19 protein-coding genes are annotated in these 18,656 nt (G+C 64.9%); 7 read left to right on the forward strand and 12 right to left on the reverse strand.

Annotated elements, in window-relative coordinates; all coding sequences use genetic code 11:
* Positions 1-211: 211 nt before the first annotated feature.
* The 4 genes from AB9K35_RS12480 to AB9K35_RS12495 form a co-directional block, all read right to left on the reverse strand.
* Positions 212-394 (reverse strand): hypothetical protein, encoded by a 183-nt coding sequence (locus AB9K35_RS12480; protein WP_369926493.1) that lies wholly within the window; start codon positions 392-394, stop codon positions 212-214.
* A 133-nt stretch (positions 395-527) separates the two neighbouring features.
* Entirely contained in the window at positions 528-1,445 is a 918-nt protein-coding gene (tatC, locus tag AB9K35_RS12485) for a twin-arginine translocase subunit TatC (protein ID WP_369926495.1), read from the reverse strand.
* Positions 1,442-1,906 carry a Sec-independent protein translocase protein TatB gene (tatB, locus tag AB9K35_RS12490; protein ID WP_222453558.1) on the reverse strand — a complete coding sequence of 155 codons (465 nt, stop codon included), beginning with the start codon at positions 1,904-1,906 and terminating at the stop codon, positions 1,442-1,444. The genes tatC and tatB overlap by 4 nt, the downstream gene beginning before the upstream one ends.
* 6 nt (positions 1,907-1,912) lie before the next feature.
* On the reverse strand, positions 1,913-2,128 hold the full coding sequence (locus AB9K35_RS12495; protein ID WP_222453559.1) for a twin-arginine translocase TatA/TatE family subunit: 216 nt from the start codon (positions 2,126-2,128) through the stop codon (positions 1,913-1,915).
* 227 nt (positions 2,129-2,355) lie between these two features.
* Here AB9K35_RS12495 and AB9K35_RS12500 point away from each other — a divergent pair, with 227 nt between their 5' ends.
* Both AB9K35_RS12500 and AB9K35_RS12505 read left to right on the forward strand, forming a co-directional pair.
* Positions 2,356-2,664: an antibiotic biosynthesis monooxygenase gene (locus tag AB9K35_RS12500; protein WP_369926498.1), complete on the forward strand. Its 309-nt coding sequence runs from the start codon at positions 2,356-2,358 to the stop codon at positions 2,662-2,664.
* A gap of 74 nt (positions 2,665-2,738) precedes the next feature.
* Complete coding sequence (locus AB9K35_RS12505) at positions 2,739-3,419, forward strand: helix-turn-helix transcriptional regulator (protein ID WP_369926500.1); 681 nt, start codon at positions 2,739-2,741, stop codon at positions 3,417-3,419.
* A gap of 48 nt (positions 3,420-3,467) precedes the next feature.
* Here the strand turns inward: AB9K35_RS12505 and AB9K35_RS12510 are convergent, their stop codons facing one another.
* From AB9K35_RS12510 to AB9K35_RS12525, 4 genes are all read right to left on the reverse strand, one after another.
* Positions 3,468-4,559: an ABC transporter ATP-binding protein gene (locus tag AB9K35_RS12510; RefSeq protein ID WP_222453562.1), complete on the reverse strand. Its 1,092-nt coding sequence runs from the start codon at positions 4,557-4,559 to the stop codon at positions 3,468-3,470.
* Between the two features lie 53 nt (positions 4,560-4,612).
* On the reverse strand, positions 4,613-5,995 hold the full coding sequence (locus AB9K35_RS12515) for a sodium:proline symporter (RefSeq protein WP_369926502.1): 1,383 nt from the start codon (positions 5,993-5,995) through the stop codon (positions 4,613-4,615).
* Between the two features lie 99 nt (positions 5,996-6,094).
* Complete coding sequence (locus tag AB9K35_RS12520; RefSeq protein WP_369926504.1) at positions 6,095-7,219, reverse strand: hypothetical protein; 1,125 nt, start codon at positions 7,217-7,219, stop codon at positions 6,095-6,097.
* 10 nt (positions 7,220-7,229) lie between these two features.
* Complete coding sequence (locus AB9K35_RS12525) at positions 7,230-8,009, reverse strand: SDR family oxidoreductase (RefSeq protein ID WP_369926506.1); 780 nt, start codon at positions 8,007-8,009, stop codon at positions 7,230-7,232.
* A 211-nt stretch (positions 8,010-8,220) separates the two neighbouring features.
* Between AB9K35_RS12525 and AB9K35_RS12530 the strand changes: the two genes are divergently transcribed.
* Entirely contained in the window at positions 8,221-9,246 is a 1,026-nt protein-coding gene (locus AB9K35_RS12530; RefSeq protein ID WP_369926508.1) for a Hint domain-containing protein, read from the forward strand.
* A gap of 39 nt (positions 9,247-9,285) precedes the next feature.
* Here AB9K35_RS12530 and rimK read toward each other — a convergent pair whose 3' ends face one another.
* Positions 9,286-10,191, reverse strand: coding sequence for a 30S ribosomal protein S6--L-glutamate ligase (rimK, locus tag AB9K35_RS12535; RefSeq protein ID WP_369926510.1), 906 nt, complete (start codon positions 10,189-10,191; stop codon positions 9,286-9,288).
* 248 nt (positions 10,192-10,439) lie between these two features.
* Between rimK and AB9K35_RS12540 the strand changes: the two genes are divergently transcribed.
* The 4 genes from AB9K35_RS12540 (at position 10,440) to AB9K35_RS12555 (ending at position 15,151) form a co-directional block, all read left to right on the forward strand.
* On the forward strand, positions 10,440-12,047 hold the full coding sequence (locus AB9K35_RS12540) for a peptide chain release factor 3 (RefSeq protein ID WP_222453568.1): 1,608 nt from the start codon (positions 10,440-10,442) through the stop codon (positions 12,045-12,047).
* A gap of 109 nt (positions 12,048-12,156) precedes the next feature.
* Entirely contained in the window at positions 12,157-13,104 is a 948-nt protein-coding gene (locus tag AB9K35_RS12545; protein WP_369926512.1) for a glycosyltransferase family 2 protein, read from the forward strand.
* A gap of 182 nt (positions 13,105-13,286) precedes the next feature.
* Complete coding sequence (locus AB9K35_RS12550; protein ID WP_369926514.1) at positions 13,287-14,705, forward strand: DEAD/DEAH box helicase; 1,419 nt, start codon at positions 13,287-13,289, stop codon at positions 14,703-14,705.
* Positions 14,706-14,965: 260 nt separating this feature from the next.
* Positions 14,966-15,151 (forward strand): RSP_7527 family protein, encoded by a 186-nt coding sequence (locus tag AB9K35_RS12555; protein WP_369926516.1) that lies wholly within the window; start codon positions 14,966-14,968, stop codon positions 15,149-15,151.
* A gap of 236 nt (positions 15,152-15,387) precedes the next feature.
* Here the strand turns inward: AB9K35_RS12555 and AB9K35_RS12560 are convergent, their stop codons facing one another.
* The 3 genes from AB9K35_RS12560 to AB9K35_RS12570 are packed head-to-tail and all read right to left on the reverse strand — an operon-like array spanning position 15,388 to position 18,593.
* A complete protein-coding gene (locus tag AB9K35_RS12560) occupies positions 15,388-17,055 on the reverse strand; it encodes a ribonuclease J (protein ID WP_369926518.1) in 1,668 nt (555 codons plus the stop codon).
* Positions 17,052-17,834 (reverse strand): type III pantothenate kinase, encoded by a 783-nt coding sequence (locus AB9K35_RS12565; RefSeq protein ID WP_222453573.1) that lies wholly within the window; start codon positions 17,832-17,834, stop codon positions 17,052-17,054. The genes AB9K35_RS12560 and AB9K35_RS12565 overlap by 4 nt, the downstream gene beginning before the upstream one ends.
* A gap of 12 nt (positions 17,835-17,846) precedes the next feature.
* Positions 17,847-18,593: a biotin--[acetyl-CoA-carboxylase] ligase gene (locus tag AB9K35_RS12570; protein WP_222453574.1), complete on the reverse strand. Its 747-nt coding sequence runs from the start codon at positions 18,591-18,593 to the stop codon at positions 17,847-17,849.
* Positions 18,594-18,656 lie beyond the last annotated feature (63 nt).

Below are 18,656 nucleotides of genomic sequence, written 5' to 3' on the forward strand. Positions count from 1 at the left end.
GAGCGTAAGCTCAGAATGCGGTGCGGCTGGCGCGTGGCGCGGGAATTTGGCTGAGCGCCATACCTGCCCCTTCTGTCCTGGCGTTTATGCCGCGGGCCCGGCCCTCCCCTGCGTGGTGGCAGGGAGATGGGAGTATCCCGTTTCGGTAACAGAGGCAGCGGGCGGCTCACGTCACGCGTCGGACGCGGCCGCTGCCGACCGGTGCTGGGCTTCAGCTTTTGCGGCTTTGCTCTTCGGCCTTCGGGCTCCCGGCGGGGCCCTCATCCATTGTGTCGGTCGTATTCTTCCACTCTTCCTTGATTTTCTGCCGGGGCTTGCCGGGACCATCCTGCGCAACTTCCGGGCGGGCATCCTGCTTGTTCGATTGGCCGTCGGCTTTTCTGTCTTCGGGCATAACATCCTCCATGGCGCGATACAGAGCCAACGTTTGCCCTGTGGGAAAGTTCCGGCGCACCGAACGCTGCGCAAGGAGAGACAAAAAAGGCGCGCCATTGCTGGCGCGCCTTTCTGTGTTTTATCGAGACGGTTTACTTGTCCCTGCCGTCCTCGGCGTCAAACTCAGCCATCAGCGGATCATCAGGATGGGCTTCCATCTCTGTCTCAACCGTGTCGTCCTCGTCGTCATAGTAGCCCTCGGCGCGCAGCTTGGCTTCGCGCTTGGCCTCGACCCGGCGCACCAGGAAAATCGAGACCTCATAGAGGCCGTAGACCACCACGAAGAGAATGATCTGGGTGATCACATCCGGCGGCGTCACCAGCGCGGCGAGGACGAGGATCGCCACCACCGCGTATTTGCGGACAGACGCGAGCCCCTCGGCGCTGACCAGACCTGCCTTGCCCATCAGCGTCAGTAGAACTGGCAGTTGGAAGCAGAGGCCAAAGGCGACAATGAACTTGATCGTCAGGTTCAGATACTCCTGCGCGGAGCCCTGGAACACAACGCTCAGCCCCTGGTTCACCTGCTCGCCGACGACGGCCTCGCCTTCGGCACCGAACTGCTGGAAGCCGAGGAAGAAGTCATAGGCCAGCGGCGTGACCACGTAGAAGGCAAAGCTGGCCCCCAGCAGGAACATGAACGGCGAGGCGATCATGAAGGGCAGGAAAGCGCCCTTCTCGTTCTTGTAGAGCCCCGGCGCCACGAACCGCCACATCTGGAAGCCAATGTAGGGAAAGGCCAGGATAAAGCCGCCCAGGAAAGAGATCTTGATCGCCACAAAGAAACCTTCCTGTGGGCTGATGAAGATCAGGGAACAGTCCTGCCCGCTTTCGGCCAGCACATCGCACAGCGGCGCGGTGAGGAAATTGAACACCGGCGTCGCAACGGTAAAACAGATCACCATGCCGATGACAAAGGCCACGACCGAGTGGATCAGTCGGCTGCGCAGCTCGGCCAGGTGTTCGATCAACGGCGCGGTCGAGTCGTCGATCTCGTCCGTGTTGCTCATGATTTGGCCTCTCCGTCGGATTTCACCTCAGCCTCGGCGGCGGCAGCGCTGGCCTCGGCGGCTTCGGCCTCGCGCGCCTTGCGGTCGGCGGCAGCGCGCGCGGTGGCGGCCTGGATGCGCTTGGCGTCCTCGGCCCGCTCCGCGGCCAGTTTGCCGGTCTCGCTGTCAGGGTCGTATTTGGTCGGGTCGATGGACGATGCCATTTCCTGCGCCGCCTGTTTGACCCCGTCCATGGCGGTGCCGACCGGATTGGTGGCGGTCTTCAGCCCCTTGGCGATGTCATTGACCCCGGCTTCATCCGCCGCATCATGCATCGCCCGGCTGAATTCGCGCGCCATCCCCTTGGCCTTGCCCACGAACCGTCCGACATTGCGAAACAGCACCGGCAGGTCCTTGGGGCCGACCACGATCAGCGCGACCACGCCGATGACCAGAAGTTCGGTCCAGCCAAGATCGAACATAAGCGTTTAGACCTTGTCTTTTTCGGTCGCGGGGGTGACGTCCTTCGCCTCGGCGGCGGTGTCCTCTTCCAGCTCCTTGTTGCCCTCGCTGATCCCCTTCTTGAAGGACGTGATGCCCTTTCCGATCTCGCCCATCAGCGAGGAAATCTTGCCGCGGCCGAACAGGACCAGAACCACGACGGCGATCAGAAGAATGCCGGGAAGGCCGATGTTGTTGAGCATGAGTGTGTCTCCTTACATGGTCCGACGCGGCATATGCGCGCCGGTAAATACGGTCACTTTCGGGTTTAGCGCGTCGGCGACCTGCAGCGGAAGCTCCAAGCCCTCCGCGTGAGGCCCAGACTCCGCTGAAAGTGCAGTTTTTCCGGGACGCCAAACCTCAACTGACAGGTTTATGTCAGTTTCTATCCGGTAAATCCAGCCCATCACGACAAACAGGAGACAAAGTGATGACCAAACATGTGGCGGAAATCGTGACCTTCCAACTGGCCGAAGGCGTGAGCGAGGCGGACTTTACCAGCCTGATGCGGCGCACCGAGAGCTTCGTGCGCGCCCAGCCAGGGTTCATTGCCCGGCGTCTGAGCCGTGGCGCCGATGGCAGCTGGACGGATCATGTGGTCTGGCAGGACATGGCCACGGCGCAACAGGTGGCGCAAACCTTCATGCAGCAGGACTTTGCCCCTGCGGTGATGCAGGCCATCGCCGATGGCAGCGCCCGAATGCGCCATGAAGAGGTGCAGTGGTCGATGCTGCCCTGAGCCAACGCGGGCTGCGCCACGTCTGACATGGCGCAGCCCTTGACCTCCTCGCGTTGGCAATCCAAGGCTGGAGCATGCGCCGCACCGACCGCCTATTCGAAATCATCCAGATCCTGCGCGACGGCAAGCTGCACCGCGCACAGGACATTGCCGCGCGCCTCGAGGTCTCTACCCGGACCATCTACAGGGACATGGACACGCTGGTTGCCTCGGGGGTGCCGGTCGAGGGCGAACGCGGCGTCGGCTATATGGTGCGCGAACAGATCAGCCTGCCGCCGTTGACCCTGACCCCGGAGGAGCTGGAGGCGCTGAACCTCGGCATGGCCATCGTCGCCGAAGCCGCAGACCCCGACCTGAAGGCGGCGGCGCAATCGCTGGCCGCCAAGGTGGACGCGGTGCTGCCCGAGCAGACGATAGCCGAAGCCGACGCGTGGAAATTCGCGGTCTACCCTTTTGCCGATGCGGCGCGCGGCTTTGCCCACATGCCGACGCTGCGCTCGGCGATCAAGGCCCGGCAGAAACTGCGGCTGAGTTACCGGCGCATCGATGGCACCCTCACGCAGAGGACGATCCGCCCCCTGCACATGGAGTATTGGGGACGGGTCTGGACGCTGACCGCCTGGTGCGAGACCCGCGAGGATTTCCGGGTGTTTCGCGTGGACCTGATCGAAGAGGCTGCTGCCCTGCCGGAACTTTTCGTTGATGAGCCCGGCAAACGACTGAAGGATTACCAACCCTACAAGGATAGGGGCTGATCAGCTGTCCGCGGGGAGACCGGTCGGCGGGTTGCGCCCAGCCGGATATCAGGCGGGAAAGACGAAACAGCGGTCGCGCCGCACCGTCAACCACATCACCCGGCCCTTTTCCGGCAGGAACACGTTCGGCACCGTCGCGCGCAGGATGGAGCCATCGAAGTCCATGCGGAATTCGACCAGGCTCTCGCGTCCCAGAAAGCGGGCGCGTTCCACCACCGCGCGGGCCGGGACGCCGTCGCTGGAGGTGGGCAGCGGCCCCTTGCCGCCACGGTCGAAATCGATGCGCAAGTGCTGCGGACGAAAGACGATCTCGACCTCGGTGCCATCGGCGACGCCCGGCGCGAGGAATTCCCCAAAGGCGGTGCGGGCCAGGGCGCCATTCACCTGCGCCTTCAACACGTTGACATCGCTGAAGAAGGACAGCGCCGCCTTGTCGACCGGGTGGGTATAGACGTTGTAGGGCGCCCCCTGCTGCACGATCCGGCCGCCGCGCATCAGCGCGATCTCGTCGGCCATGCGCATCGCCTCTTCCGGCTCGTGCGTGACCAGCAGAACCGCGGTGTCTTCCTCTTTCAGCAGGCTCAGGGTTTCGTCGCGGATGCCGTCGCGCAGCCGGTTGTCGAGACCCGAGAAAGGTTCGTCCATCAGCATGATGCGCGGCCGCGGCGCCAGGGCGCGGGCAAGGGCGACACGCTGCTGCTCGCCGCCTGACAGCTCGTGCGGGTAGACGTCGATGTAGCGGCCCAGCGACACCCGCGCCAGCAGCTCTTCGACACGAGCGCGTTTCTCGTCCTTGCTGCCATTCAGGCCAAAGGCGACATTGGCGCCCACGGTCAGATGCGGAAACAGCGCGAAATCCTGGAACATCAGCCCGATTTCGCGCCGCTCCGGTGGCACCCGGAACACGGTGTCGCAGATCAGCTTGCCGTCGACATAGATCTCGCCGCTGTCCTGCATCTCGACTCCGGCGATCATCCGGAGCGTGGTGGACTTGCCGCAGCCCGATGGCCCCAGAAGGCAGGTCACCTGCCCCGCCTGAATCTGCAAGGAGACATCATCCACCACCGTGCGGCCTTCGATGCGACGCTTGATATTGCGGATTTCAAGACGGGGGGCTGGAGTTTGGGTCTGCAATTGCACCTGTCGCCTCTTGCGGTCCCCGACGATTTTCGTCGGAATTTGCCGAAGCTCTATCAGCCCGCCTGCCCTGCTTCAACCCTGCGGCTGCCACGGGCCACTGCGGCAAAGCCGACCAGCAGCACAGCCACGCAGATCTGCAGCAGCTGCTCGTATTTGTGCCCGTCATACAAAAGCGCGGCCAAGGCGGGCAGATCCCGCAGCATGTAGGCCGCAGCCCCTGCCATCGCCGCGGCAAAGCTCACCAGATACGCCCAGAGCGCAACCTGTCGCCCTGCCAGCGCTGCCGCCAGCACCGGGGTCAGGAACATCGACGCGGTGCCAGAGACCGCCACCGCATCAAACAAGGTCTGGTTGCCCCACAGCGTCAGCGCGCCGCCAGCCGCGGCAAACCCCAGCATCGCCAGTCGGCCGCCTGACAGCGTGCGCGGCAGCAGGCGCAATTCTTCGACCATCAGCCGCGCCGCGCTGCTGAGCGCCGAATCCAGCGTCGACAGCGCCGAGACAAGCAACGACACGATCAGCAGCACGAAAACCCAGCCGGGCAGGATGGCGGCCCATGTTCCCAGCAGCTGACCTTCATAGGCCGCACCCTCCAGCGAGGCCTGGATGCCGAAAAAGCCGAAGCCCAGGATGCAGACTGCCGAAATCCAGAAGGCGTGCAAGAAGCTTTTGCGGGTGGTGGCGGGATCGGCGAGGAAGCCGCGGTCCATCATCACCGGATCATGCACCGGGTAGGAAAACACCTGCAGCGCGGCAACCGCCAAGAGCACCCAGCCGTTGTGCGCACCTGCCGTTCCCGGCGCGGTCAGCACCGCGGCGAGGTCAAAGCCCGGCCGCAGCATGAGCGCCACCAGCGCCGTGCCGAACACCGCCAGAAACACCACCATCTGGATGACATCGGTGCGCAGCGCCGCCGACAGCCCGCCCCAGGCGGAATAGCCCAGCGCCAGCAAGCCGACGGCGACGATGGCCACGGTCTCTGCGCCCTGCACCTGCGGCAGCGCAGCGGCGAAGATCAACCCGACCACAAGGAGGTTGGCAAAGACCTCGGACAGGAGCCGCAACGCGATGACGAGGTTGTAAGCGGTGGTCCCTGTCGTCCCGAACCGCTGTGTCAGCCAGTCCTGAACCGACCCTGCCCCCTGGGCGCGCATCCGCCCGACGATGTATCCACCGGTCAGGAAGGAGCCGTAATAGGCCGCATAGGCCAGCGTGCCGACGATGCCATAATAGAAACCGAGGATCGCGGCATTCATCAGCGACCGCGCAAAGATCCATGTCGTCACCTGTGACAGCACCAGCGTCCACAGCCCCGGCGCCTGCCCCTCGGCGGAGCGTCCGCCAAAGAAGCCTCCGACCGTTGCCCGGCGCGGGGCACCCAACAGGCTGAGAGCAATAACGGCAGCAAAGAGAGCAGTGATGACGATGGCTTGCATGGACAGATCCCGAGAATTTGGTCTCCCCGGACTAGCAGCGGCGCGGGGCCGCTGCCAGATCTTCCACAGGAACGTGATGGCGCGTCAGCAGGCCGGGCACTAGGCCGGTGGCAGCAAGTCGAACTCCGCCGCCGCGTGCACGCGGCCGTTGACCATCAGCTCCACCCGGTGCAGCCCCGGCACCAGCTTGAAGGTAGTGGCATCGCCCTTCAGCTTGTGCGTCTTTTTCAGCCGCAGCTGATCGCCCGTCACCCGGGCCTGTTTGAGCTTGAACACCTTGGCGGAGGTCTTGCCCGACGGGCGCTGGAAATGCAGCACGTAATCCACCAGTACGGCAGAGCCCCGCGCGGCTGCCAGAACGCAGGCCAGTTCAAGCGCGTCCCCGATACGGACTTCGCGACGCGGGAGGCTGATCTCGGCCCGCAGTTCCAGGTCCGGGTCATAGCCCAGCATCTTCATCGCCCGCGGATGGCCCGCCTTGACCAGCCCGCGCAGGGCGTGGGCGGTGATCCAGTCCAGCTCCTTCCGGCTTTGTGCGCCCGCGGCCTGCCAGTGCTGCAGCCGGTCCATCACCAGGTCAGGATCCTTCTTGGCGATGTCGTTGAGGTGATTGGCGACCGAGCGCGTCACGAAGCGTGCGCCGTCGGCGTGCAGCCGGTCCAGCAGCGGCAGCGGGTCGGCCAGCGCCAGCCCCACCGACTCGCCCCAGGGCAGCCGGGGCCGCGTGCCCTCGCTGACCAGGCGGCGGACGTGATAGCTGGAATGCCCGGCCCAGCGCTCCATCCGCGCCAGCACCTCGGCGGGCCAGCGATTCAGGAAGGGGCGGATCGCCCATTCCATCGAGAACCGCTGGGTGATCTCCTCCAGCAGGTCCAGCGACAGATCGCGGTGATCCTCCAGCCCGTGGCGGGCAACGTAGTCGCCCAAGGGGGCAAAGATGAAATCACCGAAGTCATCATCCTTGAGCGACGGGTCCAGCGGCGGCGGCAGCGCGCGCAGCAAAACCCGGGCGGCCTCGGGGAGGCTGGCGGGCAGATGGTCTGCCAGCACGTCGGCGATCAGCGTGATACGCTGCTTCAGCTCCAGCGCGGGCAGATCCGCCATCACCTGCGCCTCGAAGGCGGCAGCATCAAATCCAGTGTCAGCCGCAGAAAAAAGGTCCGCCAGGTAGCGGACCTTGTCGCGGTTGAACAGCTGGTCTTTCAGGGAAAACCCGCTGGCCATGCGCGGTTCCTTACATGGTGGTGTTGGTGGCGCCGCCATCCAGCAGGATGTTCTGACCGACCATGAAGCCCGCGTGCTGCGAGCAGAGGAAGGCGCAGGTCGCACCGAATTCCTGGCGGGTGCCGTAGCGACCTGCCGGAATGGTGGCGCAGCGCTGTTCCTTGGCTTCCTCGACAGAGATGCCTTGCGCCTTGGCCGCGCCCTCATCCAGCGACACGGCGCGGTCGGTGGCGTGGATGCCCGGCTGAAGGTTGTTCATGATGACGCCCTTGCCGGCCACCTGCCGCGCGGTGCCCGCGACATAGCCGGTCAACCCCGCCCGCGCCGCGTTCGACAGGCCCAGCACCGGGATCGGAGATTTGACCGAAACGGAGGTGATGTTGACGACCCGGCCCCAGCCGCGCTCCATCATGCCGGGCACCAGCGCCTTGATCAGGGCGATCGGCGACAGCATGTTGGCATCCAGCGCCTTGATGAAGTCCTCGCGCTCCCAGTCGGTCCACATGCCCGGCGGCGGGCCGCCTGCGTTGGTCACCAGGATATCGACGCCCTCGGCGGCCTCCAGCACCTTCTGCTGGCCGTCCTCGGTGGTCACGTCGGCCGCCACGGTGACGACATCGACGCCATACTGGTCGCGGATCGCCTGCGCCGAAGCCTCGAGTGCGTCGGCACCGCGGGCGTTCATCACCAGGTTCACACCGGCCTCTGCCAGCGCCTCGGCGCAGCCCAGGCCCAGCCCCTTGCTGCTGGCGCAAACCAGCGCGCGCTTGCCCGCAATTCCCAGATCCATCGTCATTCTCCCTTGGGATTCCTGTTCGTTCGCGGCGCAGATTGCACCGTTGCGCGCCCGATGACCAGCCCCGGACCGTCTTGCGCGTCGCGCACCGCCGCCGCGCCGAAAAATCTGCGCGGGGGTACCGTTTTTTGGCCATGTTTTCGCGCCATACCCCTTGGACGCGCCGCGCGCAGGCGACATCATAGGGACAGACCCGGACGTGACGATGGACCCCAGCTTGACCTCCAGCCATGCCGCCCTCCCGGCCTATCCGGCCGCTGATTTCTGTGCCGCCTACGGGGCCTGCATGGGCGATCCGCTCGGCCTGCTGGAAGACCTGGTGCTGGATGACATCTATGTGCTGGCGCAATCCGCGCGCCCGCGCCGTCTCGGCATCGCCGCGCATCATGACGGGCGGTTGACCGTTGACCAGAACACCCAGCTGGGCACGCCCGGCGCAACGCTGCACCTGGACGGATTGCTGACCGTGATGCCCGACAGCGGCACCAACGTCGAGATCCTGCTGGTGGTCGAGGCCGACTCTGACGGCTATGTGGCGGAGATCTTTCTGCTGCCGCTGGCCCCCTTGCTGCCGCAGGTGAATTACACGCTGGTCAGCGCCGAACGGGAGCCTGCAAGACGCAAGCTGGCGCAGTCGGCCTGCGTGTCCTTTACCCGCGGCACCCGCATCACCCTGGCCACCGGCGCGCAATGCCCGATCGAGGACCTGGCCCCCGGCGACCGGGTGCTGACGCGCGATGCAGGGGTGCAGCAGGTGCGCTGGGTCGGCCAGTCCACCCTGCGCGCGGTGGGCAATCTCGCGCCGATCCTGATCCGCGAGGGGGCGCTGAACAACGCCCGCGACCTCGTCGTCAGCCCGAACCACCGGCTGATGGTCTATCAGCGCAGCGACGAGATCGGCGCAGGCGCGCCGGAGATCCTCGTGCGGGCCCGTGACCTGGTGAATGGCAACAGCGTCGTGGTGCTGGATGGCGGCTTTGTCGACTATGTGCAGATCCTGTTCGACAGCCATCACATCATCTACGCCGAAGGGATCGCGGCCGAGACAACTTTCCTCGACCCGGTGACCCGCCCCGCGCTGCCGGAGGACCTTCGAATATGCCGCGGTGGCGAGGGGGCTGGCGCGTGGCCCGGCATTCCCCAGCCCGGCGCGCACGGGCTCGAGGTGGGTCGGGCGCTGCTCAACCGTCCCGACGCGGTAAAGCTGCTGAAGCGCGCGTCGTTGCGTTAGCGCCGGTCACGGCCCGCCAGGCCCCGCCCGCCCAAGCCCCTACCCCTTGCCCTTGGTCTTGGTCGCGCCCGGCTTGGCGTGTTTTTCGATGTATTCAATGATCTTGCCGGCGATATCGAGGCCGGTTGCCTTTTCAACGCCCTCAAGGCCGGGAGAGGAGTTCACCTCCATCACCACCGGGCCGTGATTGGCCCGCAGCATGTCGACACCGCAGACATTCAGCCCCATGGTTTTTGCGGCGCGGGCCGCGGTGGAGCGTTCCTCGGGCGAGAGCTTCACCAGCGCGGCAGAGCCGCCGCGATGCAGGTTGGAGCGGAACTCGCCCTCGGCACCGGTGCGTTTCATCGCCGCGATCACCCGGCCACCGACCACGATGGCGCGGATGTCGGTGCCGCCCGCCTCCTTGATGAACTCCTGCAAGAGAATGTTGACGCCGGCGCCGCGGAAGGCCTCGACAACGGATTTGGCCGAGCGGTTGGTATCGGCGAGCACCACGCCGATGCCCTGTGTGCCCTCCAGCAGCTTGATCACGATGGGCGCGCCGCCGGCCAGGTCCAGCACCTCGTCGGTCTGCTTGGGGTCATGGGCAAAGGTGGTGACCGGCAGGCCGATGCCATCGCGCGCCAGAAGCTGCATCGAGCGCAGCTTGTCGCGTGAGCGGCCGATGGCCACGCTTTCGTTCAGGGGGAACACGCCCATCATCTCGAACTGGCGCAGCACCGCCATGCCGTAGAAGGTGACCGAAGCGCCGATGCGCGGGATCACCGCGTCATAACCGGTCAGCTTTTCGCCGTTGTAATAGATCTCGGGCCGCCTTGAGGCGATGTTCATGTAGCAGCGCAGGGTGTTGATGATGTGCAATTCATGGCCACGCTCCTCGGCAGCCTCCTTCAGCCGCTTGTGCGAGTAAAGCTCTGGATTGCGGGACAGCATGGCTATTTTCATCAGGGTCTCCCTATGGGGTTGGTCAGGTCGGTGTCTTGCCCCTCTTGCTTTCTGGCGCGGCGTGCCTCGGCGGGCCGCCGCTGTTCGTGCCGCGCGGGGCGGGTGTGCCACCGTGGCGCGGACTTGCATGGTAGCGTGTTTTGCAGCCTGCAGGTAAGTTTTCGCCGACCGCCCACCACGGCAGGGACGCGGCGCCCGGCCCGGCTGTTTTTCTTGCCTCCTGCCGCATTCCTGCTATACGCGCGCTCATGCAGGATACCGTCACCAACCGCCCCGAACTGCCGCCCGAAGTTGCCCGTCGCCGCACCTTTGCGATCATCTCGCACCCGGATGCGGGCAAGACCACGCTGACTGAAAAGTTCCTCCTTTATGGCGGCGCGATTCAGATGGCCGGACAGGTGCGCGCCAAGGGCGAGGCACGGCGGACCCGCTCGGACTTCATGCAGATGGAAAAGGATCGGGGCATCTCGGTCTCGGCCTCGGCCATGTCGTTCGATTTCAACGGCTTCCGCTTTAACCTGGTGGACACTCCCGGCCACTCGGACTTCTCCGAGGATACCTACCGCACGCTGACGGCGGTGGATGCGGCCGTGATGGTGATCGACGGCGCCAAGGGTGTGGAAAGCCAGACCCAGAAGCTGTTCGAAGTGTGCCGCCTGCGCGACCTGCCGATCCTGACCTTCTGTAACAAGATGGACCGCGAAAGCCGCGACACCTTCGAGATCATCGACGAGATCCAGGAAAACCTGGCGATCGACGTGACCCCGGCCAGCTGGCCGATCGGGGTGGGCCGCGATTTCATCGGCTGCTACGACATGCTGCGCGACCGGCTGGAGCTGATGGACCGCGCCGACCGCAACAAGGTGGCCGAAAGCATCGAAATCAACGGGCTGGACGACCCCAAGCTGGCCGAACACGTGCCTGCGCATCTGCTGGAAAAGCTGCTGGAAGAGGTCGAGATGGCGCGTGAGCTCTTGCCCGCGCTGGACCCCCAGTCGGTGCTCGAGGGGCATATGACACCGATCTGGTTCGGCTCGGCGATCAACTCCTTTGGCGTCAAGGAGCTGATGGACGGCATCGGCAAATACGGCCCCGAGCCGCAACCGCAATCGGCGGAGCCGCGGCAGATGTCGCCGGAGGAGAAGAAGGTCGCGGGCTTTGTCTTCAAGGTGCAGGCCAACATGGACCCCAAGCACCGCGACCGGGTGGCCTTCGTGCGCATGGCCTCGGGCCATTTCAAACGCGGCATGAAACTGACCCATGTGCGCACCAAGAAGCCGATGGCGATCTCCAACCCGGTGCTGTTCCTGGCCTCCGACCGCGAGCTGGCCGAAGAGGCCTGGGCCGGCGACATCATCGGCATTCCGAACCACGGCCAGCTGCGCATCGGCGACACCCTGACCGAGGGCGAGGCTCTGAAGGTGACCGGCATCCCGTCGTTTGCGCCGGAACTGCTGCAGGGCGTGCGCGCGGGCGATCCGATGAAGGCCAAGCACCTGGAAAAGGCGCTGATGCAGTTTGCCGAGGAAGGCGCTGCCAAGGTATTCAAGCCCTCGATCGGCTCCGGCTTCATCGTTGGCGTGGTCGGCGCGCTGCAGTTCGAGGTTCTGGCCAGCCGGATCGAGATGGAATACGGCCTGCCGGTGCGCTTCGAGGCCAGCCAGTTCACCTCGGCCCGCTGGGTCAGCGGCGACAAGGCGGCGGTGGACAAGTTCATCAACACCAACAAGCAGCACATCGCCCATGACCACGACGGCGACATCGTCTATCTGACACGGCTGCAGTGGGACATCGACCGGGTCGAGCGGGACTACCCCGACCTCAAGCTGACCGCGACCAAGGAAATGATGGTCTGACGAAGCGCCCGGCTCTGCCGGGCGTTTTCTGTTGCCCCCCTTGCACTTGCCCGGCTCTGCACGGATGCTGACCGCACAGGCGGAGAGGACCGCAGGCAGGGGACAGGCCATGGCGCAGCAGCAGGTGAAATGGGGCATTGTCAGCACCATCAAGGCCGGGGCCGAGGACATCCTGCGTTTTGCCGCCCATCATCTGGAGATGGGCGCACACCGGCTGTATCTCTATCTGGATGCGCCCTGCCCCGACGCCTTTGGCCACCTGAAGGCGCATCCCAAGATCCGCGTCATCACCTGCGACGACACCTACTGGGGCAAGCAGGGACGCACCAAGGGCCGCCGACCCGCCAAGCACCAGGTCCGCCAAAGCGCCAACGCCACACGGGCCTACCACCGCCAGGCGGCGGGCGATGTTGACTGGCTGCTGCATTGCGACGTGGATGAATTCCTGTGGTCGCCCGACCCCGTCGCCGCGACATTGGCGGAATTGCCACAAGAGGCGCTCTGCGCCAGGGTCCGCCCTCTCGAAGCGCTGGCGGGCGGCGATGGCTCGGCCTTCAAGACCCTTGCCGATGAGACCGCCTCCGCCGCGGCCTATGGCCCGTTTGGCGCCGATCTGCGTGGCGGATTCCTCAGCCACACCCAGGGCAAGCTGTTCGTGCGCTGCGGCCAGCCCCGGCTGGAGTTTCGCATCCATAACGCCTTTGTCGATGACTCCCCCAACCCGGGACAGGCCGAATTGGACCAGATGGAGCTGTGCCACTTTCACGCGCAGAACTGGGACAGCTGGCTGGCACACTATCAATACCGGCTTCGCAAAGGCTCCTACCGGGCCGAATTGAAGCCCACCCGCGCGCGCCAAGCCGGGGGAATCACCATGCACGAGTTGCTGAGCACGCTTGAGCGCGAAGAAGGCACCGCCGGACTGCGCCGCTTCTTTGAGGCGGTCTGTGCCGACGGCCCCGCCCTGCGCGAGCGGCTCGATGCGGCCGGACTGCTGCGGATTCGCCAACTGGGCTTGGGCGCGACGCGGCAGAAACACTTTCCGTCCAGCCCCTGAATTGTTCCCTTTTCAGCGCGCCACCGGCTAAAAAGAGCGCAAAAACCGGCATTAATTGACGATCACCCGGTATTTTGCTATGCCCGCCCTCGAGCCGGAAGCTGCCATCCCGCGTGACCCTAGCGGAGCCGGCTGCAACACACACGCGCGGGCCTGGTCAGTGTCCGCAATGACGGATACAGATGACAAAATTCACCGATCTGAACCTGAACGCCAAGGTCCTCAAGGCAATTGAGGAAGCTGGTTACGAAAGCCCCACCCCCATTCAGGCCGGGGCGATTCCCCCGGCGCTGGAAGGGCGCGACGTTCTGGGGATTGCCCAGACCGGGACCGGCAAGACCGCGTCCTTCACCCTGCCGATGATTACCCTGCTGGCCCGTGGCCGCGCCCGCGCCCGGATGCCGCGCAGCCTGGTGCTGTGCCCTACCCGCGAGCTGGCGGCACAGGTTGCCGAGAACTTCGACACCTATGCCAAGCACGTGAAGCTGACCAAGGCGCTGCTGATCGGTGGCGTTTCCTTCAAGGAACAGGACGCGCTGATCGACAAGGGTGTCGACGTGCTGATCGCCACTCCGGGCCGCCTGCTGGACCATTTCGAGCGCGGCAAGCTGCTGCTCACCGGCGTGCAGATCATGGTGGTGGACGAGGCCGACCGGATGCTCGACATGGGCTTCATCCCCGATATCGAGCGCATCTTCTCGCTGACGCCCTTCACCCGTCAGACGCTGTTCTTCTCGGCCACCATGGCGCCGGAAATCGAACGCATCACCAATACCTTCCTGTCGGCTCCGGCCCGGATCGAGGTCGCCCGCCAGGCCACCGCCTCCGAAACCATCGAGCAGGGCGTGGTGATGTTCAAACCCTCCCGCCGCGACCGCGAGGGCAGCGAGAAGCGCAAGGTGCTGCGCGCGCTGATCGACGCCGAGGGTGAGAAGCTGACCAACGGCATCATCTTCTGCAACCGCAAGACGGATGTGGATATCTGCGCGAAATCGCTCAAGAAATACGGCTATGACGCGGCCGCGATCCATGGCGACCTGGACCAGAGCCAGCGCATGAAGACGCTGGACGGCTTCCGCGAAGGCTCCCTGCGGATCCTGGTCGCCTCTGACGTCGCGGCGCGCGGGTTGGACGTGCCGAGCGTCAGCCATGTGTTCAACTTCGATGTGCCCGGCCATGCCGAGGATTATGTCCACCGCATCGGCCGCACCGGTCGCGCGGGTCGCGAGGGCAAGGCGATCACCATCTGCTCGCCCCGCGACGAGAAGGCGCTGGATGCGGTTGAGACCCTGATCCAGAAGGAAATCACCCGGCTGGAAAACCCGGTGAAGCCCGCGCCGAAAAAGGACAAGCCCGCGCCGGAGTCCAAACCCGAGGCAGACACCAAGGTCGAAAGCCGCGAGGAGAAATCCGGTGGGAAGCCCGCGTCGAAATCCGCCAAGGACACGCGCGACAACCGCGACACCAAGGTCAACCAGAAGAGCGGCCGCTCCTCTGGACGTGGCAAGGGCGAGCGTCGCGATGACAAGACCGTCGTGGGCATGGGTGATCACATGCCCAGCTTCATTGCCCTCAGCTTTGCCGAGCGCCGCGCCGGTTAAATCGGCAGGTTGAATCGGCAAAAGACGCTCCTGATTCCGATTTCCAAAGGGCCGCTTCCCAGTGAAGCGGCCCTTTTGCGTCTGTCCTGCCGTATGGATTCGGGCGCTGGCACTGATGTTCAGACACGCCCATGCAAGTGCGGCATGGCAAGCTTTGCACTTGCAGCATAACGGGTCTTCGATCTTGGTTGGCGTAAACGGGCCGAGAGAGGCGTATAGCTGCGCCAACAGAAAACGCGCCACTGATGACAGGCCAAACCATGACCAGCACCGAAAACACAACGCCGACACTGACCCTCGCCGATTTCCAGGCCATCGAGGCACGCGCACATGAGCTGCGCGCCGAGGCCTTTGCCTCCATGCTGCGCACCCTGTTCCGCGCCGTGTTCAGCGCGCCGCGCAAAGTGGTCTCCTGCCCCAGCTGCGCCCGTCCGCTGCACGGCTGACGCCCAAGGCTGCACTGGCCCCCGTCCGGGGCACGATCAAAACGCCGCGAGTCCCCGAAGGGCCGCGGCGTTTTTCGTTGCTGGCCGCCGTTTCAGGCTGCTGTCCCTACGTCTCCGCAAAAGCGACAGCGCCGCGGTCCCGTCAAGGGACCGCGGCGCCTGGCCCAACGGGGCCTGATGCATCCGGGATGCAGCTTGGGCCGGGCGGGAGAGCCGCCCTGCCCCGGCATGCAGGATCAGCGCATGCGGCTGACCACCACCGTGACTTCCGGCTTCTTGCCGATCTCGCTCTGCGCGCTTTGGCGCGCGATGCGACGCAGTTCCTGCTCCAGCTTTTCCTCGTTGCGCAGGGTCTTGGCCCCGGCCCGCATCAGGAACTGGTTCAGGTCCTCTTCCATCACCTCGACCAGTGCCGCGTTGGAGCTGCCGGTCTCTGCCAACCCCTTGATGTCGCACCAGGGTTCCCCCAGAGGCTCGTCCTCTTCATCGAGGATAACCGTCACGGTGACATGGCCGTTCAGCGCCATGCGGATGCGGTCGCGCACGATGCCGTCCAGCGCGCCGTATTTGACCGTGCCGTCCAGGTAGGTGCGGCCGGTGTCGACATAGCCGGTGACCTTGGGCGCATCGCCCGTCAGGTCCATCATCATGCCGTTGACCACCACCGCGCTGGCGATGCCCTTGGCTTCGGCCAGGCGCGCATGCTGGCGCAGGTGACGGTGTTCGCCGTGCATCGGGACCACCATCTTGGGCTTCAGCAAATCGTGCAACGCCTCCAGGTCGGGCCCATTGGCATGCCCCGACACGTGGTACAGGCCCGAGCTGTCGTCCACCACATCGACGCCCTTTTCCGAGAACTGGTTGATGATGTGGATCACGCCCTTTTCATTGCCCGGAATGGTCTTGGAGGAGAACAGGAACAGGTCACCCTCCTTCAGCTCCAGCCCGCGGTACTTGCCGCGCGCCAGCTGGGCGGTGGCAGCGCGGCGTTCGCCCTGGCTGCCGGTGGTGATCAGCATCAGGTTCTCGCGCGGCACATCGCTGGCGTCCTCGGGGCTGATGGTCTTGGGAAAATCGCTCAGCACACCGGTTTCCACCGCGGCTTCGATCATCCGCCGCATGGCCCGGCCCAGCAGCACGATGGAGCGCCCGGCCTTCTCGCCCGCCTTTGCGAGCGTCTTCACCCGCGCCACGTTGGAGGCAAAGGTCGTGGCGGCCACCATGCCCTTGGCATTGGCGAACAGTTCGGTGATCGGCTCCGGCAATTCCGATTCCGAGCGGCCCGGATGGGTCGAGAAGACGTTGGTCGAATCGCAGACCAGCGCCTGGATGCCCGGCGCGGCGATCTGCGCCCACATCTCGGGATCGAAGGGTTCGCCCACCAGCGGGTTCGGATCCAGCTTGAAGTCGCCGGTGTGCACCACCCGGCCTGCCGGGCTGTCGATCACCAGGGCGCCGCTCTCGGGGATGGAATGGCTCATCGGCGCGACGCCAACCGTGAAGGGGCCAAGCCGTGTCACCTCGGGCCAGGCCTCGACGGTGACGACGTTGGCCGGGTCGTGGCCCGCTTCTTCCATCTTGCGCCGCGCGAGGTTGGCGGTGAAGGGGCGGGCGTAGATCGGCACGCTCAGGCTGGAGTACATATGCGCGATGGCGCCGATGTGGTCCTCGTGACCGTGGGTGATGAAAATCCCCTCCAGCCGGTCCACGCGCTCTTTCAGCCAGGTCATGTCCGGCATGATGAGATCCACACCCGGGGTCGTGTCCATGTCCGGGAAGGTCACGCCGAGGTCGACCAGGATCAGCCGCTCCTTGTCCTGCGGTCCGTAGCCATAGACATAGGCATTCATGCCAATTTCACCCGCCCCGCCGAGGGGCAGGTATATCAGTCGTTCACTGCTCATGCGTCAGTTCCGTTTTCCTTGTTGTATTTATGTATGATCTGAAGCCCGTGCATGGTGAGGTCTTCCTCGAACGCATCGAACAGATCTGCCGTTTGCTGGAACAAAGGCGCCAGCCCGCCTGTTGAGATAACTTTCATCGCCACGCCGCGTTCCATCTTGATGCGGTCGCAGATTTCGCGCACAAGGCCGACATAGCCCCAGAACACGCCGGACTGCATGCAGGCGACGGTGTTGGTGCCAATTACACGCTGCGGCTTGGTAATGTCCACATGCGGCAAGGCCGCCGCGGCCTGGTGCAGAGCCTCAAGGCTGAGGTTCACGCCGGGCGCGATCACCCCGCCGATATAGGCGCCATCCTCGGCGACGACGTCAAAGGTGGTTGCCGTGCCAAAATCGACCACGATCAGGTTGCCGCCATGCTGGTCGAAACCGGACACGGTGTTGACCAGGCGGTCGGGCCCGACCTGGGTGCCTTCATCAACCCGCACGGCGACCGGCAGCTTGCACTCGGGTTTGCCCACGACCAGCGGGCGCGTGTTGAAATACCGATCGGCCAGCACCCGAAGGTTGAACACCACCCGCGGCACCGTGGAAGACACGATCATGTCGGTGATATCCGCCTCGATGCCCTGCAGCCGCATCAGCGTGTTGAGCCAGACATAATATTGGTCGGCGGTGCGCTTCCAGTCGGTGGCCGTGCGCCACATGGCGATAAACTCTTCGCCGTCATAAATCGAAAAGACCGTGTTGGTGTTGCCGCAATCAACTGCCAGAAGCATCGCTGCCCCTTTCTAGAAAAAGATGTCCGCCGCCGGGATGCTGACACGGCCCTTGGCCGTGTTTAGGACGAGGTTGCCGTTGGCGTCCACCGTCTCGAATGTGCCTTCGGTTTCAGAATTGGCGGTGCGGGCGGTGATCACCTCGCCCAGCTTGGCCGCGCGGGCGAGCCACTCGGTACGGATCGGTTCGAACCCGTAGGTGGAGAACTGATGCTCATAGCGGGCAAAGGCCTCTGCCAGGGCTTCGAGGAAATCCTCGGGCGAGACCTGCACGCCGGTTTCCGACAACAGCGACACCGGCCAGACCGCGCCGGGTTCCAGCCATTCCTTCATCGGGGTTTCCACCAGATTGACGCCGATGCCGACGAACAGGTGATTGACGCCTTTGCCATTGCCCGAGCTTTCCAGCAGGATGCCGGCCAGCTTGCCGCCCTTCAAGAGCACGTCGTTGGGCCATTTCAGAGACAAGCCGTCGCTACGGCCGGTGACCGCGACGCAAGCGTCATAGACCGCGAGGGCTGCCACGAAGCTGCGCAGCGCCGCCTGACCCGGAGCGCCTTCGGGGCGCATCACCAGGGTGGCGGCGAAATTGCCCTTGGGGTCTTTCCAGTCGCGACCGCGTCGGCCGCGGCCCTTGGTCTGACGCAGGGCCAGAATCCACTCCGGCCCCGCCAGCCCGTCGGCAATACGGGCCGCCTCGTCCAGGGTACTGTCGACCTCGGGCAGCACCCGTTTTCCATATCCTGCTGGCCAGCTCATGCGCGCTCCTTAGAAAGTGCGAAAGGCCCGGTCAAGCGACCGGGCCCGTTCAGCCTGATGAAA

It is taken from the genome of Leisingera sp. XS_AS12, from assembly GCF_041224635.1.
Taxonomy (GTDB): Bacteria; Pseudomonadota; Alphaproteobacteria; order Rhodobacterales; family Rhodobacteraceae; genus Leisingera.

Excerpts from the sequence above, each read along its gene's own strand:
- AB9K35_RS12480 (WP_369926493.1), bottom strand. The coding sequence starts at position 394 with ATGCCCGAAGACAGAAAAGCCGACGGCCAATCGAACAAGCAGGATGCC.
- tatC (WP_369926495.1), bottom strand. The coding sequence starts at position 1,445 with ATGAGCAACACGGACGAGATCGACGACTCGACCGCGCCGTTGATCGAA.
- tatB (WP_222453558.1), bottom strand. The coding sequence starts at position 1,906 with ATGTTCGATCTTGGCTGGACCGAACTTCTGGTCATCGGCGTGGTCGCG.
- AB9K35_RS12495 (WP_222453559.1), bottom strand. The coding sequence starts at position 2,128 with ATGCTCAACAACATCGGCCTTCCCGGCATTCTTCTGATCGCCGTCGTG.
- AB9K35_RS12500 (WP_369926498.1), top strand. The coding sequence starts at position 2,356 with ATGACCAAACATGTGGCGGAAATCGTGACCTTCCAACTGGCCGAAGGC.
- AB9K35_RS12505 (WP_369926500.1), top strand. The coding sequence starts at position 2,739 with ATGCGCCGCACCGACCGCCTATTCGAAATCATCCAGATCCTGCGCGAC.
- AB9K35_RS12515 (WP_369926502.1), bottom strand. The coding sequence starts at position 5,995 with ATGCAAGCCATCGTCATCACTGCTCTCTTTGCTGCCGTTATTGCTCTC.
- AB9K35_RS12520 (WP_369926504.1), bottom strand. The coding sequence starts at position 7,219 with ATGGCCAGCGGGTTTTCCCTGAAAGACCAGCTGTTCAACCGCGACAAG.
- AB9K35_RS12525 (WP_369926506.1), bottom strand. The coding sequence starts at position 8,009 with ATGGATCTGGGAATTGCGGGCAAGCGCGCGCTGGTTTGCGCCAGCAGC.
- AB9K35_RS12530 (WP_369926508.1), top strand. The coding sequence starts at position 8,221 with ATGGACCCCAGCTTGACCTCCAGCCATGCCGCCCTCCCGGCCTATCCG.
- rimK (WP_369926510.1), bottom strand. The coding sequence starts at position 10,191 with ATGAAAATAGCCATGCTGTCCCGCAATCCAGAGCTTTACTCGCACAAG.
- AB9K35_RS12540 (WP_222453568.1), top strand. The coding sequence starts at position 10,440 with ATGCAGGATACCGTCACCAACCGCCCCGAACTGCCGCCCGAAGTTGCC.
- AB9K35_RS12545 (WP_369926512.1), top strand. The coding sequence starts at position 12,157 with ATGGCGCAGCAGCAGGTGAAATGGGGCATTGTCAGCACCATCAAGGCC.
- AB9K35_RS12550 (WP_369926514.1), top strand. The coding sequence starts at position 13,287 with ATGACAAAATTCACCGATCTGAACCTGAACGCCAAGGTCCTCAAGGCA.
- AB9K35_RS12555 (WP_369926516.1), top strand. The coding sequence starts at position 14,966 with ATGACCAGCACCGAAAACACAACGCCGACACTGACCCTCGCCGATTTC.
- AB9K35_RS12560 (WP_369926518.1), bottom strand. The coding sequence starts at position 17,055 with ATGAGCAGTGAACGACTGATATACCTGCCCCTCGGCGGGGCGGGTGAA.
- AB9K35_RS12565 (WP_222453573.1), bottom strand. The coding sequence starts at position 17,834 with ATGCTTCTGGCAGTTGATTGCGGCAACACCAACACGGTCTTTTCGATT.
- AB9K35_RS12570 (WP_222453574.1), bottom strand. The coding sequence starts at position 18,593 with ATGAGCTGGCCAGCAGGATATGGAAAACGGGTGCTGCCCGAGGTCGAC.